Raw genomic sequence first — 15,312 nt, forward strand, 5'->3', positions numbered from 1 at the left:
AACGTGTTATACCCCCCCGCCCAGCCTGCATTTATGCTGCTGACGGCCGGTCTCCGCCCCCCGGGGGGGCGCGGGGCTGTGTTTCCTGTGCGGCTCCGCCGCGTGGGCGCGGCCGGCCACGGATGCCCCGCAGCCGGCCGACAACCGAACCTCTACGGCGGTCAGCCCCGAAGCACGGCCCCGGTCCGCTCGCCCGCAAGGGCAACAGCCGCGTCCCGGGCGGCCGAAGCCTCGTCCACGGTCAGCGTCCGATCACCGGCACGGAACCGCAGCGCATAGGCGAGAGACTTCTTGCCCTCACCCAGCTGCTCCGCGTTCTCGTACACGTCGAACAGCCGGATGGACTCGAGAAGTTCACCCGCACCCTCGCGCAGCGCCGACTCGACCTCGGCGGCCGCCACCGGCCTGTCGACGACGAGGGCGACGTCCTGCGTGGCGACCGGGAAGGTGGAGATGCCCGGCGCCTGCGGGACACCGTCGCCGACGGCCTCCAGAGCGTCCAGGTTCACCTCCATCGCGCAGGTGCGCTCGGGCAGACCCAGGGCCTTCAGGACGCGCGGGTGCAGTTCTCCCGCGTGGCCCACGACCGACTCCGTGCCGTCGGCGACGACCACCAGCTCGGCGCAGCGGCCGGGGTGCCAGGGACCGTACTGCCCCTTGCGCACCACCAGTTCCGCACCGGTCTCACGCGCGACGGTCCGCGCAGCCTCGACCGCGTCGGCCCACCCGGCCGGACGTCCGCCGCCCCACCAGCCCGCCTGCTCACGGGCCCCCGCGAGAACGACGGCCACGTGCCGCGGCTGCCGCGGCAGCGCCGCGTTCACCTCGGCCAGTTCCTCCTCGCTGGGACGCCGGTCGACGGGCAGGTGCCCGGCGGCGCGCGCCTCCTCGCCCGGCTGGAAGACCAGACCCGTCTCGAACAGGGCCAGATCGTGCGAGCCCCGCCCGTCGTTGCGCCGCAGGGCACCCAGCAGGCCCGGCAGCAGCGTCGTACGGAGCGCGGGCTCCTCGTCGTTGAGCGGGTTGACCAGCTTCACGACACGGCGGGCCGGGTCGCCGGCCTCCAGGCCGAGCTGGTCGAAGACCTGCTCGGCGACGAACGGGTAGTTCGGCGCCTCGACGTAGCCCGCGCCGGCCAGTGCCCGGCCGACCCGGCGGTGCAGCCGCTGGCGGTGGGTCAGGCCACGGCCCGAGGGCAGCCTGGGCAGCGTGGAGGGCAGGTTCTCGTAGCCCTCCAGGCGGATGACCTCTTCGGCCAGGTCGTTGGGGTCGGTCATGTCGGGGCGCCAGGACGGGACGGTGACGATCAGCTCGTCCTGCCCGTACACGTCGCAACCGATCTCCTGAAGGCGTCGCACGACGATCTCGCGGCCGTAGTCCACGCCCGCGACCTTGTCCGGGTGGTTCGCCGGGACGGTGATCGTGTGCGGGGCGGAGGGCGCGATGACCTCGGTGACGCCGGCCTCGGCCGTGCCGCCCGCGAGGAGCACGAGCAGGTCGACGGTGCGCTGGGCCGCGGCGGAGGCGGCCTGCGGGTCGACGCCCCGCTCGAAGCGGCGGGAGGCCTCGGAGGACAGCTTGTGGCGCCGGGCCGTGCGGGCGATCGAGACGGCGTCGAAGTGCGCCGCCTCGATGACCACGTCGGTGGTGGCGCTCGCCCCGTTCTCGGTGTCCTCGTGGTCGGCGATCTCGGTGTTCGCGCCGCCCATCACCCCGGCGAGACCGATCGGGCCGCGCTCGTCGGTGATGACGAGGTCCTCGGCGTGCAGCTTGCGCTCGGTGCCGTCGAGGGTGACGAGCTTCTCGCCCTCCTCGGCGCGGCGCACGCCGATGGTGCCCCGGACCAGGTTCCGGTCGTAGGCGTGCAGCGGCTGGCCCAGCTCCATCATCACGTAGTTCGTGACGTCGACGGCGAGCGAGATCGGGCGCATGCCGACCTTCTGCAGCCGGCGCCGCAGCCAGATCGGGGAGCGCGCCTCGGGGCTCAGCCCGGTGACGGTGCGGGCGGTGAAGCGGTCGCAGCCGAGCGGCTCGGTGACCTGGACCGGGTAGCCGAAGGCGTTCGGGGCCGGTACGTCGATCAGGGCCGGGTCGCGCAGCGGCAGGCCGTAGGCGATGGCGGTCTCGCGGGCGACACCGCGGATGGACAGGCAGTCGCCGCGGTTGGCGGTGACGGCGATGTCCAGGACCTCGTCGACCAGCTCCAGCAGGTCGACGGCGTCCTTGCCGACCTCGGTCTCCGGCGGCAGCACGATGATGCCGTGGTTGCCGTCGTCGCCCATGCCCAGCTCGTCGCTGGAGCAGATCATGCCGTGGGACGTCCTGCCGTACGTCTTGCGGGCGGCGATGGAGAAGCCGCCGGGCAGCGTGGCGCCCGGGAGAACCACGACGACCTTGTCGCCGACGGCGAAGTTGCGGGCGCCGCAGACGATCTCCTGGGGCTCGCCGGTGCCGTTGGCCTGGCCGACGTCGACGGTGCAGAAGCGGATCGGCTTCTTGAAGCCCTCCAGCTCCTCGATGGTCAGCACCTGGCCGACGACCAGCGGGCCCTTGAGGTCGGCGCCGAGGTGTTCGACGGTCTCGACCTCAAGGCCTGCCGAAACGAGCTTGGCCTGGACGTCGCGGCCGGTTTCGGTCGCCGGCAGGTCGACGTACTCCCGCAGCCAAGAAAGCGGGACCCGCATCAGATCTCCATCCCGAACGGCCGGGTGAACCGGACGTCACCCTCGACCATGTCTCGCATGTCTTCGACGTTGTGGCGGAACATCAGCATCCGCTCGATGCCGAACCCGAAGGCGAAGCCGCTGTACTTCTCCGGGTCGACGCCGCAGGCGGCGAGCACCCGCGGGTTGACCATGCCGCAGCCGCCCAGCTCGATCCAGCCCTCGCTGGAGCAGGTGCGGCAGGGACGGTCGGGGTTGCCGACGGACTCGCCGCGGCAGACGTAGCACACCATGTCCATCTCGGCGGACGGCTCGGTGAAGGGGAAGAAGTTCGGGCGCAGCCGGGTCTTCATGTCCTCGCCGAACAGCGACTGGACCATGTGGTCCAGGGTGCCCTTGAGGTCGGCCATGGTCAGGCCCTCGTCGACGGCGAGCAGCTCGACCTGGTGGAAGACCGGGGTGTGCGTGGCGTCCAGCTCGTCGGTGCGGTACACGCGGCCCGGGCAGATCACGTACACCGGCAGCTCGCGGCCGAGCAGGGAGCGGATCTGGACCGGCGAGGTGTGGGTGCGCAGTACGACGCCCGACTCGGCGGTGCCGTCCGGTGCCTCGACGAAGAAGGTGTCGGCCTCGCCGCGGGCCGGGTGGTCAGGGCCGATGTTGAGGGCGTCGAAGTTGAACCACTCGGCCTCGACCTCGGGGCCCTCGGCAACCTCGTAGCCCATGGCCACGAAGACGTCCTCGATGCGTTCCGAGAGCGTGGTCAGCGGGTGCCGGGCGCCGGCCGGGACGCGGTCGTGGGGCAGCGTGACGTCGACGTCCTCCTCCACCAGCACGCGGGCGTCACGCTCGGCCTCCAGCTCGGCCTGGCGGGCGGCGAGGGCCTTGTTGACGGCGCCGCGGGCCATGCCGACGCGCTTGCCGGCCTCGGCCTTGGCGTGCGGGGGCAGGGCGCCGATCTCGCGGTTGGCGAGGGCCAGCGGGGAGGCGGGGCCGGTGTGGGCGACCTTGGCCTCGTGGAGCGCGTCGAGGGAACCCGCGGCGGCGAAGGCGGCGAGCGCCTCGTCCCGCATGCGCTCGATCTCTTCCGGTTTCAACGCCTCGACCTCTACAGGGTCGTACGACTTATTCGGTGCCGACATCTCTTCCCGTGCTTCCGATTGGCTGGCGGATGGTCCCCGTCACCGACTCGCGAGGGCCGTGTGAAGGACACAAAGGTGCCAAAGGCCGAGTCTAACGGGGTGAAGGAACGCGAATGCGCCCGCGGGCTGCTCGGGCGTTCTCAGGCGAGATACGCCGGGGCCCCCACGGGCAACGTAAATCGGAACTCGGCGCCGCCGAGGGGGGCGCGGCCGACCGTGATGATGCCGCCGTGGGCCTCGACGATGCCCTTGACGATGTACAGCCCAAGGCCCGTGCCGCCGCGCTTGCTGCCCCGCCAGAAGCGGGTGAAGACGCGGTTCATGGATTCCTCCGGGATGCCGGGCCCTTCGTCGCTCACCGTGACCGACGTGCCGGTTTCCTCACCCTCGCGCGGGGACGGCGAGGGCGTGACGCCAATGGTGACGGTTCCCTCGCCGTGGCGCACGGCATTTTCGATCAGGTTGCTCAGCACCTGGTCCACCTTGTCGGGGTCGGCCCACAGGTCGGGCAGCGGCTGCTCGATGCGCAGCAGGAAGCGTTCGGCGGGCTGCCCCGCGGCGACGTAGGCCTGGATGTGCCGGCCGACGGCCGCGCCGATGTCGACCGGCTGGCGGCGCACCTCCAGGCGTCCGGAGTCGATCCGGGAGATGTCGAGCAGCTCGGCGATGAGCCGGGTGACCCGGTCGGCGTCGGCGTCGACGGTCTCCAGCATCAGCCGCTTCTGGTCGTCGGTGAAGCGTTCCCACTTGGCGAGGAGCGTGGCGGTGAAGCCCTTGACGGAGGTCAGCGGCGAGCGCAGCTCGTGGGCGACGGTCGCGATCAGCTCGGCGTGGCTGCGCTCGGTACGGCGTCGGGCCTCGGTGTCGCGCAGGGAGACGACGACCCGGTGGACGGGCCCGAGGGGTTCGGCACGCACGTACCGGGCGCAGACCAGTACCTCCCGCCCGCCGGGGAGCAGCAGGTTGCGTTCGGGCTGCCGGACCCGGATGGCGAGGCCGCCGTAGGGGTCGGTCAGCTGCCACCAGCGCCTGCCCTCGAGGTCCTCCAACGGCAGCGCCCTGTCCAGGTGCTGCCCGAGGGCGTCGGCGGCGCTCAGGTCGGTGATGCGTGCGGCGGCGGCGTTGAAACAGACGACCCGGCCGTGCTCGTCGGCGACGACGAGGCCGTCGGGCAGCTGGTCGGGATCGATGCCGAGGGCGGTCTCGGTGCGGTCGCCGTGCCGGGGCGCGGGTGTGCGGCGCACGTCCCGCCCGTCCGGCGCAGTGCTCGTGCCGACCACGCTCATCCCTGTACCCCACCTCTCAGCCGGCGCAGGGCCCCGAGCCGGCCACCCTACTAGCTCTCGGTGACGGAGCGGCACCCTGTGGGGGCACGCTGTGCACGGGCCGATGCATACAGACATACGGCGGCGGCCGTGGCGAGGTTCAGGCTCTCGGCCTTCCCGTGGATGGGGACGCGTACGACGGCGTCCGCGAGGGCGCGGGTCTCCTGAGGGAGCCCCCAGGCCTCGTTGCCGAACACCCAGGCGGTCGGGCCGCCCATCGTCTGCCTGTCCAGTTCCTCGTCGAGGTCGCGGTCGCCGGCCCCGTCGGCGGCGAGGATCCGTACACCGGCGTCCTGCAGCCCTTCCACGGCCCGCTCGACGGGCACGCCGACGGCGACGGGCAGATGGAACAGGGAGCCCACGGAGGCGCGTACGGCCTTGGGGTTGTACAGGTCCACGGAGGCGTCGGTGAGGACGACGGCCTCGGCGCCGGCGGCGTCGGCACAGCGCAGCACGGTGCCGGCGTTGCCCGGGTCGCGGACGTGGGCGAGCACGGCGACGAGCTTCGGCCGGGCGGCCAGGATGTCCTCGAACGGGGTGTCGAGGAACCGGCAGACACCGACCAGTCCCTGCGGGGTCACGGTGGTGGAGATGTCGGCGATGACGTCCTCGGAGGCGAGGTGCACCCGGGCGCCCGCGTTCCGTGCGGCGCCGATGATGTCGGCGTACCGCTCCGCGGCCTCGACGGTGGCGAACAGCTCGACCAGGGTGGGAGTGCCGTCGGCCCCCTGATGCCCCGCAGCCTCCCTCACGGCCTGCGGCCCCTCCGCGAGAAACAGCCGGTCCTTGCCCCGGAAGTTCCGCTTGGCCAGCCGCCGCGCGGCGGCGACACGGGCGGACCGGGGGGAGATCGGCTCGGGAGTGACGGGGGGCATCTTCTTCACCTTCGGGAGAGCTTCAGTTTCGCGCCCCGAAGGGGCGCGGGGAACTGCGCGACCAGCCCCCACCGGCCCGCAGCCGAAACGAAAGCTGAGGGCTCCAACAACAGGACCCGCAAGCCGTAAGCCTGCGGGTCCTTCAGTCACGTCGGCCTAAAGCCAGCGCAGCGTCACGCAGCCTTGGGAGCGTTGACGTCCGACGGCAGCGCCTTCTGCGCGACCTCGACGAGCGCCGCGAAGGCGTTGGCGTCGTTCACGGCCAGCTCGGCCAGGATCTTGCGGTCGACCTCGACGTTCGCGGCCTTCAGACCCTGGATGAAGCGGTTGTAGGTGATGCCGTTCGCGCGGGCAGCGGCGTTGATGCGCTGGATCCACAGCTGACGGAAGTCGCCCTTGCGCTTCTTGCGGTCGTTGTAGTTGTAGACCAGCGAGTGGGTGACCTGCTCCTTGGCCTTGCGGTACAGGCGCGAACGCTGACCGCGGTAGCCGGAGGCCTGCTCGAGGATCGCCCGGCGCTTCTTGTGGGCGTTGACTGCCCGCTTGACGCGTGCCACTTGTTAACTCCTTGTAGCGGGGTCGTGGGGGTACTCACACGACCCGGAAACGACTGGGTCCCGGTCCTGGCGTACGGCGCTCGGATTCAAGCGCCGGTACGTCACTTGCCGAGAAGCTTCTTGATCTTCGCGGCGTCGCCCGGGGCCATCTCGGCGTTGCCGGTCAGGCGGCGCGTCACACGGGACGACTTGTGCTCGAGCATGTGGCGCTTGCCGGCGCGCTCACGGAGCACCTTGCCGGAGCCGGTGATCTTGAAGCGCTTGCTGGCACCGCTGTGCGACTTGTTCTTCGGCATAGCGCCGTATCTCCTCGTCGGGTGGCGCTCCGGTGCCCGGTCACGAAAACCGGGCACGGTGGAGCGTCGCTCTTCTATCGGTTACATCCGTGGGGACTGACGTCCCGCAGGATCACGCCTCGGCGGGCTCCTCGGCGGACGCCTCAGCCTCGGCAGGGTTCTGCGACCGACCGGGGTTCGCCTTCGCTTCCGCCTTGCGGGCTTCCTGCGCCTGGCGGGCCTCGGCCATGGCTTCGGTCTTCTTCTTGTGCGGACCGAGAACCATGATCATGTTGCGGCCGTCCTGCTTCGGGTTCGACTCGACGAAACCGAGGTCCTGGACGTCCTCCGCGAGACGCTGCAGCAGTCGGTAGCCCAGCTCGGGCCGGGACTGCTCGCGACCACGGAACATGATCGTGATCTTGACCTTGTCGCCCTGCTTGAGGAACCGGACGACGTGACCCTTCTTGGTGTCATAGTCGTGCGGGTCGATCTTCGGCCGGAGCTTCATCTCCTTGATGACCGTGTGCGCCTGGTTCTTGCGCGCCTCACGGGCCTTCATGGCCGACTCGTACTTGAACTTCCCGTAGTCCATGAGCTTGCACACGGGCGGACGGGCGTTCGCCGCGACCTCGACCAGGTCCAGGTCGTACTCCTGCGCAAGCTCCAGTGCCTTGGCCAGCGGGACAATGCCCACCTGCTCGCCACTGGGACCGACAAGTCGCACCTCGGGAACGCGAATCCGGTCGTTGATGCGGGGCTCGGCGCTGATGGATCCTCCTCGGTAGCACCACACGGCGGTCTGGCGGACAGCCGCGTACGTCTCTTTTCGTGAGACCTAACCGCGCCGAAGCACAAAAAATGCCCCGGACGATCACAGGCGGGGCTCCCATAGCAACCGGAGCACCGCCGCGATGATCGCGGGGCGCGAATCGGGCGGCTCCATCGTCCGTACGGAACGATGGTGGCCGCCTGACCGGATGACCCGCCGTCCCGGGGGACGGTCAGGTGGGAGATCGGAGCCTCCACTTGTGGGCCGAGCACACTGGTGTCCGGCCGGTCGCCAACAAGGTTAGCAGGATCGCTTGACAAGGGCTAATTGGGGCCGGGCGGGGGTGCTGAAGGCGTCCGTCCGGTCTCGCCTATCGTGTGGGGCATGAGTGAGACCCCTCCTGAGAACACCGACTTCGACGCGATGACCCGGGACATCGCCGAGGTCCCCGCCGTCGAGGTGATCGTGACGGTCGCCGTCAACCTGATGAGCGCCGCCGCCGTGAAGCTCGGGCTGAGCGAGGAGGGCGACAAGTACAAGGACCTGGACGAGGCCCGCAAGCTGATCACCGGGCTCGCCGGTCTGCTGGACGCGAGCACGACCGAGATCAGCTCGTTCCACGCGGCGCCGCTGCGTGACGGCCTGAAGTCGCTGCAGCTGGCGTTCCGCGAGGCGTCGATCGTGCCGGACGAGCCGGGCCAGGGTCCGGGCGAGAAGTACACCGGGCCGGTCTACGGCTAGGCCCCGGCCCGTCTCAACCGCGTACGTACAAGGGCTCGCCCGGAGGGGTGGTCCCGGCCGGCAGCAGTGCCAGGTCGAGGCCCCGCACCAGGCGGGCCCTCAGTGTGTCGTCGGCGGCCAGCCGCTCGGCGACCGCGCGGGCGGCCTCGGCGGGTGCGGCGGCCGGGTCGAGGACGAGGACGAGGGTCCCGTCGGCCTGACCGGGTCCCAGGTGGGCGCGCAGTACGGCGGGCTCGGCGGCCACGGCGGCGCGCACCGCCGCGACGACGGCCGGGTCGTCGAGCGGGTCGGTGCTCGTACGGCCCTCGGCGAGGGCGAGCAGCAGCGGGCCGGTCAGTTCGAAGGGCACCGGTCCGGCGAGGTCCAGCACGACCGTGTCCGCCTTCTCGTGCGCGGCGGCCTGCAGGGCCTGGTGCAGGGGTACGGCGACGGGGCGGGCCGCCGGGTCCCAGCGGGCCAGGGAGTCGGTGGAGGTGAAGGCGGGCAGGGCGGTGCGGCCGCCGGCCTTCAGGGTGGGCACGGCCATGTCGCTCGTCTTCTCGCGGCGCAGCCCGTTCTCGTCCTCCTCGACCTCGCCGAGCAGGGCCACCACGGGCACCAGGAGCCGGGCGCCCTTCAGTGCCGCAAGGACCGGGCCGACGGCCGTGCGGTCCTCGGCCCAGGCGGCGAGCGCGATGCTCAGCCGGGGGTCGGCGGAGCCGTCGTCGTCGGAGAAGCCGGGGTCGGGAATGTTCTTGTTCGCCACGGTCACCGACCCTATCGGGGGGATGCGGCCGGCTTCGTGCGGGGCCGGGTGCCGGGCCGTCGGCTCCTTCACGGGAATCTCAGCATTCCCTGACGCAGATCTCACCTCCGTCCAACGGGGCGCACAGTCCGCGCCCCGAGCATCGCGGGCATGGAGTCCTCCGGAGCCGGCCGTCGCCGTGCCCGCCGCTCGCGGCGCCGCCGCCCCCTTGTGCACACCGTGCTCGCCGTCGTCGCCGTGGGCGGGGTCACGGCGGGCGGCACGGTCTACGTGAAGGCGCGGGCGCACTCCGGTGCCGGAGCCGTATCGTCGGCGGCACAGCCGTCGGCCTCCTCCTCGGCCGCGGCGGGCGAGGAGGCATCGGTGGAACCCGCGACGTCGCCGTCGGCCGTGGACCGCAAGGCGTTGCTGTCGAAGGCCATGGCATCGGTGACGGTGCCGTGGGGAGCGCAGGTGTCGGCGGCGGTGCTGGAGCCGGACTCCGGCGAGAGCGCCGCGTACGGCGAGGCGGCCTTCGACACGGCGAGCATCGTCAAGGTCGACATCCTGGCCACGCTGCTGCTGCAGGCGCAGGACGCGGGGCGGCGGCTGACGGCGGCCGAGAGGCAGTACGCCGCGAAGATGATCGAGAACAGCGACAACGCTTCCGCGACGGCCCTGTGGCACACGATCGGGCGGGCCGGGGGGCTGGACGCGGCGAACGAGCGCTTCGGCCTCTCGGCGACCTCGGGGGGCGACGGCGGGCTGTGGGGGCTGACGCAGACCACGGCCACCGATCAACTGGTGTTGCTTCAGCAGGTGTTCGGCCGGGAGTCGCTCTTGAGCGCGGCCTCCCGGACGTACGCCCAGGGGCTGATGAAGGGTGTGGAGGCCGATCAGCAGTGGGGCGTGTCGGCGGCGGCCGTCGGGTCCTCGTGGGCGCTGAAGAACGGGTGGATGCCGCGCAGCGCGACCGGACTGTGGGATGTGAACAGCATCGGGCGGGTGACGGTGGACGGGACCGATTTCCTGGTGGCCGTGTTGTCCAGGGGAGCGGTGACTCAGGCGCAGGGGATCGCTCTGGTGGAGGCGGCCGCGAAGGCGGCGGTGACAGGGTTCGCCTCCGCGTCGTAGGGGTGCTCGTCCTTCGGCGCGTGCGGGTGGTGCGCTGCGGGTGGTGTGCGGCCGCGCGCCCATGCGGCGGTGCCGCACCTCGACACGGCCCCGCGCCCCTGGAGGGTCAGGGGGTGGCCCTGCGGTTTCTCCAGAGGACCACCGCCGCCACCAGCAGAACTCCACCGGCACTGCCCGCCAGGGGGCCCGCCCAGTCGGAGGCGGAGCCGGTGGCCTCGGGGCTGTCCGGGCCCGGGCCGAAGTACTTGTCGTGGTACGACGCCGGGCGCAGATGCTGGGGCTTGAGACGCGCCGCGGCCTTGAGAGCGGCCACCGGGTCGATCATGCCGAAGCCCCGCGAGTCGTCGCGGCCGCCCACCGGGGCGTCGCGGGCCGTGTTCTCCAGGAGCTTCTTGATCTGGGCCGGGGCCAGGTCCGGGTGGGCCGCCTTCACCAGGGCCGCCGCGCCCGAGACGAACGCGGAGGCGGCCGAGGTGCCCCAGCCCTCGTAGTACTTGTGGTCGGGGTCGGCGATCACGACGCCCACGCCGGGCGCGCTGACCGCGGCGTACCAGCGGCGGGTGGAGAAGGACGCGCGCGTGCCGTACTTGTCCACGGCGGTGGCGGCGATGACACCCGGGTAGGCGGCCGGGTAGGAGACATGGTCGCCCTTGTCGCCGCCGTTGCCCGCGGAGGCCACGACGACCACGCCCTTCTTCAGGGCGTACTGCACGGCCTCGTCCTCGCTCGGCTCCGGGTGCGCGGAGTCGGAGTCGTCGCCCAGGGAGAGGTTGATGACGTCGGCGCCGTGGTCGGCGGCCCACCGGATGCCGTCGGCGAGGGCGTCGCCACGGGTGGTGCGGGCCTTGGTGCGGGCGGGGTCGCCGTCCTCGAGGATGACCCGCACGGGCAGGATCTTCGCCTCGGGGGCGACCCCCATGACGCCGTCGGCGTCACCGGGTCCGTGGCCGTGTCCGGCGATGATGCCGGCCATGGCGGTGCCGTGCCGCGCCCAGGTGCGGTCGCCGGGCCCGGCGCCGAAGCCGATCATGTCCTTGGCGGGCAGGACGTTGCCGGCCAGGTCCGGGTGGTTCGCCTCGACTCCGGTGTCCAGGACGGCGACGGTGACGCCCCGGCCCTTGGTGGTGCGCCAGGCCTCGTCGAGGCGGAGGGCGGACAGCCCCCACTGCTGGGCACGGATGCCGTCGGCGTACGCGGCGGTCGACGGCAGCAGGACGAGGGAGCCGGCGAGCAGCAGGCTCGCCGACGCGGCGACCGGGCCCCTGCGGCGGCTGCCGCCCTTCGACCGCGTCATGACGGACTCTCCGAGGCCGAGCCGACCCTCTGGCGCAGTCGTCGTTCGATGCGGTCGGCCAGGCCCTGCGCCTCGTTGCCGAGGCCGGCCTGGGCGGGTGCCGCGGTGGCGGCGGAACCGGTGGCGCCCGCGGCGGGCTGCGGCGAGTCGACGGTGCGGCCGTCGGCCCAGCCGGACACGGCGTAGGCGACGACGGGGGCATCGGTGAGGACGGACAGGGTCCAGGTGGCGCGCTGCTTGTTACCGAAGCCGGCCGCGGCGGTGCCCTTGGCGGCGTACGGCCGGGGCATCAGGTCGCTGCGGCGGTCCAGGTGCTGGTCGCGGAAGCGGGCGGCGAGTGCGGACATGCTCGCGGCGTCGCCCTTGGTGAACAGCAGGCCGACGGTGGTGACGTAGGTCTGGGTGGCGTCGGTGTAGGTGGCGCGCAGCAGCCGCTGGCAGCCGAGGGGGGCGAGGACCTTGTGCAGCAGCGGGTCGAAGGCGTCGGAGCAGCCGCTGTCCGGGGCGACGGCGATCCGCGTCCAGGTCCGGTCGGCGCCGCCGGGTCCGGCTCCGGTGCCCTGGACGGTGGGCGGGAAGAGCTGGTCGACGGGCACGCTGTGCCACAGCGTCGCAGCCGCACTGAAACCGCTGCCGGCCGTGCCGTCCCCGCCGTCGCCGGTGAGCCAACTCCCGGTCACGGCACCGCCGATGAGGCCCAGCCCGAGGACCAGACAGGCGGCGGCAGCGGCGGTGCGGGGCCGTACCCGCGCCCCCGCCGGACGGGTCCGCGTCCGCTCGTCGTACCCCTCGGGCGCCCCGAAGGACGCGACGGGGCGGGCGGCAGCCCCTGCGCTCCAGGAGAACGCGGGATCCGGAGAGGCCGACGGAGGACCGGCGGGGTGGGGCGGGTCGCTCGGGCTCCAGGCGGTCCGGACCTCACGCGCACCGGGCACGGGCGACGGCACCGGGGAGGGCGAAGCCGGACGGCCGGAGCCGGCCGTGGCCGCGGCACCCCGGCGCTCCGGCCCGGCCTCCGACGGGATCGGCCGCAGCCGGGTCGTCGTCTCGGACGGGGACTCGGCCGGGGGTTCGGGGCGGCGGGACACCCTCGGTTCGCGCGCAGGGCGCGGTGGCGCGGTCGGGGAACCCTCGCGGCCGGGGACGGGGAACGGCGTGGCACCCGGATTCCCAGAGGCAGGCCCCTGCGCGGAACCCGGATTCCCAGAGGCGGGCCCCTGCGCGGAACCCGGATTCCCAGAGGCAGGCCCCTGCGCGGACCCCGGACGCCCGGAGGCGGGCGACGGCACGGGCGCAGGGCGCTGCCGCCCGGACGCCGACGGGATCCGCCGAAGCGGAGCGGTCGTCTCCGACAGGGACTCGGCCGGGGCCTCGGCACGACGGGACGCCCCCGGGTCGTACACAGGGCGGTGCGGCACGGTAGGAGCGGCAGCACCCGCCGGGGCCTCGGGGCGGCGAGACGCCCCCGGGTCGCGCACAGGGGGCGGCGGCGTAGTCGGGGCGGCCGCACCCGACGGAGCCCCCGCAGGACGAGATGCCCCCGGGTCGCGCGCAGGGCGCGGCGGCACGGTAGGAGCGGCGGCGCCTGACGGAGCCTCGGAGCGGCGGGGCCGGCTCCCGGGGAGTTGCACCGGGCGCGGCGGTGCGGACGTGCCGGGGTCGGGGTCGTGGGGCTTGCGGCCCGCGCTCGGCGGGGTGTCGGGGAAGCGGGCCGAGGCGGGAGGCGGCGGCGGGCTCGCCGGGCGGGTGGCCTCGGGCACGGCGGAAGGGCGCGAGACGGCGGAAGGGCGGGAGGCGGCGGAAGGGCGGGAGGCGGCGGAAGGGCGGGAGGCGGCGGTGCGGGGACGGTCCGCTTCGGTCGCTCCCTCGGTGCGCCGGGCCTGCGGCTGCCCCTCCCCCGTCACCTCCCCCGTCACCGGAGCGGACGTGCTGCGCGCGGTGCGCGGCGCGAACACGGAGGGCTCGTCGTCGAGGTCGCCCGCGAAGTCGTCGTCGCCCGGCGCGGCCGGGGGCGTGGGGTGCTGTGCCCCCGGGACGCGGCGCACCGCCGGCTCCGTGAGGGGCCCGTAGGCGATCGGGATCTCGACGGACCCCGCGGGCGTGCCCGGTGGCGGCGTGGCGGGGGTGGGAGAGGTGGTGTCCGGGGTGTGGCCGGGAGTCCGGGTGTGGCCGGGAGGCGGCGTCGACGGGCGCGGAGGAATCGGGGCGCGGCGCGCTTCCGTGCTCATGCACCCCCCGTTTCCTCGTGCCCGGGCCGTTTCCTCGTACGCGGGCCGTCGTGCTCCTGGCCGCGCCCGGTGGGAGAACTCCGTCCGGGCACGCATACCCGTACGGCTGGACCGGCATCCCGGTTCAGGCGAAGCGGCCTGATGCGTTCCGCCGTACGTGCGCGTCACTCTACGGCTTGTCCCGGAGAGAAAGAGAACCAGTCCGCCAGGCCGGGGTATCTGCCCGGATCGTCCCCCTACCCTGCGGTAATCCTGTCTGGCAGGCTTCCGTCATGACTGCGCCTGCCGCTGATCGGGCCCGTTACGACCGGGCCACCGCCCACCTCGACGCCCCCGTCGCGATCGTGGACCTGGACGCGTTCGACGCCAACGCGGACGACCTCGTCCGCCGCGCCGCCGGCAAGCCCGTCCGGGTCGCCAGCAAGTCGGTCCGCTGCCGGGCCCTGCTGGAGCGTGTCCTGGCCAAGGACGGCTTCCAGGGCATCATGTCGTTCACCCTGGCCGAGTCGCTGTGGCTCGCCCGCTCCGGTTTCGACGACGTCCTGCTGGCCTATCCGTCCGCCGACCGTGCGGGCTTCGCGGAGCTGACCGCGGATCCCAAGCTCGCCGACGCGGTCACCGTGATGATCGACGACGTCGCCCAGCTCGACCTCGTCGACGCGGCCCGCGACGGCGGCCGTGAAGTGGTGCGTGTCTGCCTGGAGTTGGACACGTCGCTGAAGCTCCTGGGCGGCCGCATCCGGGTGGGGGCGCTGCGTTCGCCGCTGTACTCGCCGGCCCAACTCGCCGAGCTGGCCCGGGCCGTGGCCCGGCGGCCGGGGTTCCGGCTGGTGGGAATCATGGCGTACGAGGGGCACATCGCCGGGGTCGGGGACGCCGTGGCCGGGCGACCGCTGCGCTCGCGGGCCATTCGGCTGATGCAGGCCACCGCCCGGCGTGAACTGGCCGAGCGACGCGCCGCCGTGGTGCGGGCGGTGCGGGCCGTGGCGCCAGGCCTGGAGTTCGTCAACGGCGGTGGCACGGGCAGTGTGCAGCACACCGCCGCCGAGGACGCGGTCACCGAGATCGCGGCCGGTTCGGGGCTGTACGTGCCCCGGCTCTTCGACAACTACACGTCGTTCGACGGCCGTCCGGCCGCCCTCTTCGCCCAGCCCGTCGTACGGCGGCCCGGGGTGGGTGTCGTCACCGTGCTCGGCGGCGGCTACCCGGCCTCCGGCGTCGCCGGTCCCGACCGGCTGCCGGTGCCGTACCTGCCGGAGGGTCTGCGCTACGACCCGCAGGAGGGCCCCGGCGAGGTGCAGACCCCGCTGCTCGGTGCGCCCGCCGACGACCTGCTCATCGGCGACAAGGTGTGGTTCCGGCACGCCAAGGCGGGCGAACTGTGCGAGCGGTTCGACACGTTGCATCTGATCGAGGGCGACGCGGTGACGGCCACCGTGCCGACGTACCGGGGTGAGGGACGGACCTTCCTCTGAGTGCACGTGCGGCGGCACCGGCGCTGCGGCCGGCGGCTGACGGCTGACGGCTGACGGCTGACGGCTGACGGCTGACGGCTGACGGCTGACGGCTGACGGCTGACGGC

General features: G+C 73.0%; 14 protein-coding genes. 4 read left to right on the forward strand and 10 right to left on the reverse strand.

The window, feature by feature from the left end; all coding sequences use genetic code 11:
• Nucleotides 1-161: 161 nt before the first annotated feature.
• The 7 genes from pheT to infC all read right to left on the reverse strand — a co-directional run bounded on the left by pheT (nt 162) and on the right by infC (nt 7,633).
• Complete coding sequence (gene pheT / locus AB0H32_RS24440; protein ID WP_361124273.1) at nt 162-2,684, reverse strand: phenylalanine--tRNA ligase subunit beta; 2,523 nt, start codon at nt 2,682-2,684, stop codon at nt 162-164.
• Nucleotides 2,684-3,805 (reverse strand): phenylalanine--tRNA ligase subunit alpha, encoded by a 1,122-nt coding sequence (pheS, locus tag AB0H32_RS24445; protein ID WP_361124275.1) that lies wholly within the window; start codon nt 3,803-3,805, stop codon nt 2,684-2,686. The genes pheT and pheS overlap by 1 nt, the downstream gene beginning before the upstream one ends.
• A 140-nt stretch (nt 3,806-3,945) precedes the next feature.
• A complete protein-coding gene (locus tag AB0H32_RS24450) occupies nt 3,946-5,091 on the reverse strand; it encodes an ATP-binding protein (protein WP_361124276.1) in 1,146 nt (381 codons plus the stop codon).
• A 50-nt stretch (nt 5,092-5,141) separates the two neighbouring features.
• Nucleotides 5,142-6,005 carry an RNA methyltransferase gene (locus AB0H32_RS24455; RefSeq protein ID WP_361124278.1) on the reverse strand — a complete coding sequence of 288 codons (864 nt, stop codon included), beginning with the start codon at nt 6,003-6,005 and terminating at the stop codon, nt 5,142-5,144.
• Nucleotides 6,006-6,178: 173 nt separating this feature from the next.
• Nucleotides 6,179-6,562: a 50S ribosomal protein L20 gene (rplT, locus tag AB0H32_RS24460; RefSeq protein ID WP_006141703.1), complete on the reverse strand. Its 384-nt coding sequence runs from the start codon at nt 6,560-6,562 to the stop codon at nt 6,179-6,181.
• Nucleotides 6,563-6,663: 101 nt separating this feature from the next.
• Entirely contained in the window at nt 6,664-6,858 is a 195-nt protein-coding gene (gene rpmI / locus AB0H32_RS24465) for a 50S ribosomal protein L35 (protein WP_361124280.1), read from the reverse strand.
• 112 nt (nt 6,859-6,970) lie between these two features.
• The gene (infC, locus tag AB0H32_RS24470; protein WP_078630469.1) at nt 6,971-7,633 is read right to left on the reverse strand and encodes a translation initiation factor IF-3; all 663 of its coding nucleotides are present in this window, start codon (nt 7,631-7,633) and stop codon (nt 6,971-6,973) included.
• A 360-nt stretch (nt 7,634-7,993) separates the two neighbouring features.
• Here infC and AB0H32_RS24475 point away from each other — a divergent pair, with 360 nt between their 5' ends.
• Nucleotides 7,994-8,350, forward strand: a complete 357-nt coding sequence (locus AB0H32_RS24475) for a DUF1844 domain-containing protein (RefSeq protein ID WP_361124282.1) — start codon at nt 7,994-7,996, stop codon at nt 8,348-8,350.
• A gap of 13 nt (nt 8,351-8,363) precedes the next feature.
• On the opposite strand, the gene AB0H32_RS24480 is transcribed toward AB0H32_RS24475, so the two are convergent.
• Nucleotides 8,364-9,095: an SseB family protein gene (locus tag AB0H32_RS24480; protein ID WP_361124284.1), complete on the reverse strand. Its 732-nt coding sequence runs from the start codon at nt 9,093-9,095 to the stop codon at nt 8,364-8,366.
• Between the two features lie 150 nt (nt 9,096-9,245).
• Here AB0H32_RS24480 and AB0H32_RS24485 point away from each other — a divergent pair, with 150 nt between their 5' ends.
• Nucleotides 9,246-10,208: a serine hydrolase gene (locus AB0H32_RS24485; RefSeq protein WP_361124286.1), complete on the forward strand. Its 963-nt coding sequence runs from the start codon at nt 9,246-9,248 to the stop codon at nt 10,206-10,208.
• Between the two features lie 106 nt (nt 10,209-10,314).
• Here the strand turns inward: AB0H32_RS24485 and mycP are convergent, their stop codons facing one another.
• Together mycP and AB0H32_RS24495 are read right to left on the reverse strand one after the other, a co-directional pair.
• Entirely contained in the window at nt 10,315-11,502 is a 1,188-nt protein-coding gene (gene mycP, locus AB0H32_RS24490; RefSeq protein ID WP_361124288.1) for a type VII secretion-associated serine protease mycosin, read from the reverse strand.
• A complete protein-coding gene (locus tag AB0H32_RS24495; RefSeq protein WP_361124290.1) occupies nt 11,499-12,590 on the reverse strand; it encodes a hypothetical protein in 1,092 nt (363 codons plus the stop codon). The genes mycP and AB0H32_RS24495 overlap by 4 nt, the downstream gene beginning before the upstream one ends.
• A gap of 607 nt (nt 12,591-13,197) precedes the next feature.
• On the opposite strand from AB0H32_RS24495, the gene AB0H32_RS24500 reads away from it, so the two are divergent.
• Entirely contained in the window at nt 13,198-13,572 is a 375-nt protein-coding gene (locus AB0H32_RS24500) for a hypothetical protein (RefSeq protein WP_361124292.1), read from the forward strand.
• Between the two features lie 430 nt (nt 13,573-14,002).
• Nucleotides 14,003-15,205, forward strand: a complete 1,203-nt coding sequence (locus tag AB0H32_RS24505; protein ID WP_361124294.1) for an amino acid deaminase/aldolase — start codon at nt 14,003-14,005, stop codon at nt 15,203-15,205.
• Nucleotides 15,206-15,312: the final 107 nt, after the last annotated feature.

The organism is Streptomyces sp. NPDC020362, from assembly GCF_040642095.1.
Classification (GTDB): Bacteria; Actinomycetota; Actinomycetes; order Streptomycetales; family Streptomycetaceae; genus Streptomyces.

Coding starts and splice junctions, on each gene's coding strand:
- AB0H32_RS24505 (WP_361124294.1), top strand. CDS start 14,003: ATGACTGCGCCTGCCGCTGATCGGGCCCGTTACGACCGGGCCACCGCC.
- mycP (WP_361124288.1), bottom strand. CDS start 11,502: ATGACGCGGTCGAAGGGCGGCAGCCGCCGCAGGGGCCCGGTCGCCGCG.
- AB0H32_RS24475 (WP_361124282.1), top strand. CDS start 7,994: ATGAGTGAGACCCCTCCTGAGAACACCGACTTCGACGCGATGACCCGG.
- pheT (WP_361124273.1), bottom strand. CDS start 2,684: ATGCGGGTCCCGCTTTCTTGGCTGCGGGAGTACGTCGACCTGCCGGCG.
- pheS (WP_361124275.1), bottom strand. CDS start 3,805: ATGTCGGCACCGAATAAGTCGTACGACCCTGTAGAGGTCGAGGCGTTG.
- AB0H32_RS24485 (WP_361124286.1), top strand. CDS start 9,246: ATGGAGTCCTCCGGAGCCGGCCGTCGCCGTGCCCGCCGCTCGCGGCGC.
- AB0H32_RS24450 (WP_361124276.1), bottom strand. CDS start 5,091: ATGAGCGTGGTCGGCACGAGCACTGCGCCGGACGGGCGGGACGTGCGC.
- AB0H32_RS24455 (WP_361124278.1), bottom strand. CDS start 6,005: ATGCCCCCCGTCACTCCCGAGCCGATCTCCCCCCGGTCCGCCCGTGTC.
- rpmI (WP_361124280.1), bottom strand. CDS start 6,858: ATGCCGAAGAACAAGTCGCACAGCGGTGCCAGCAAGCGCTTCAAGATC.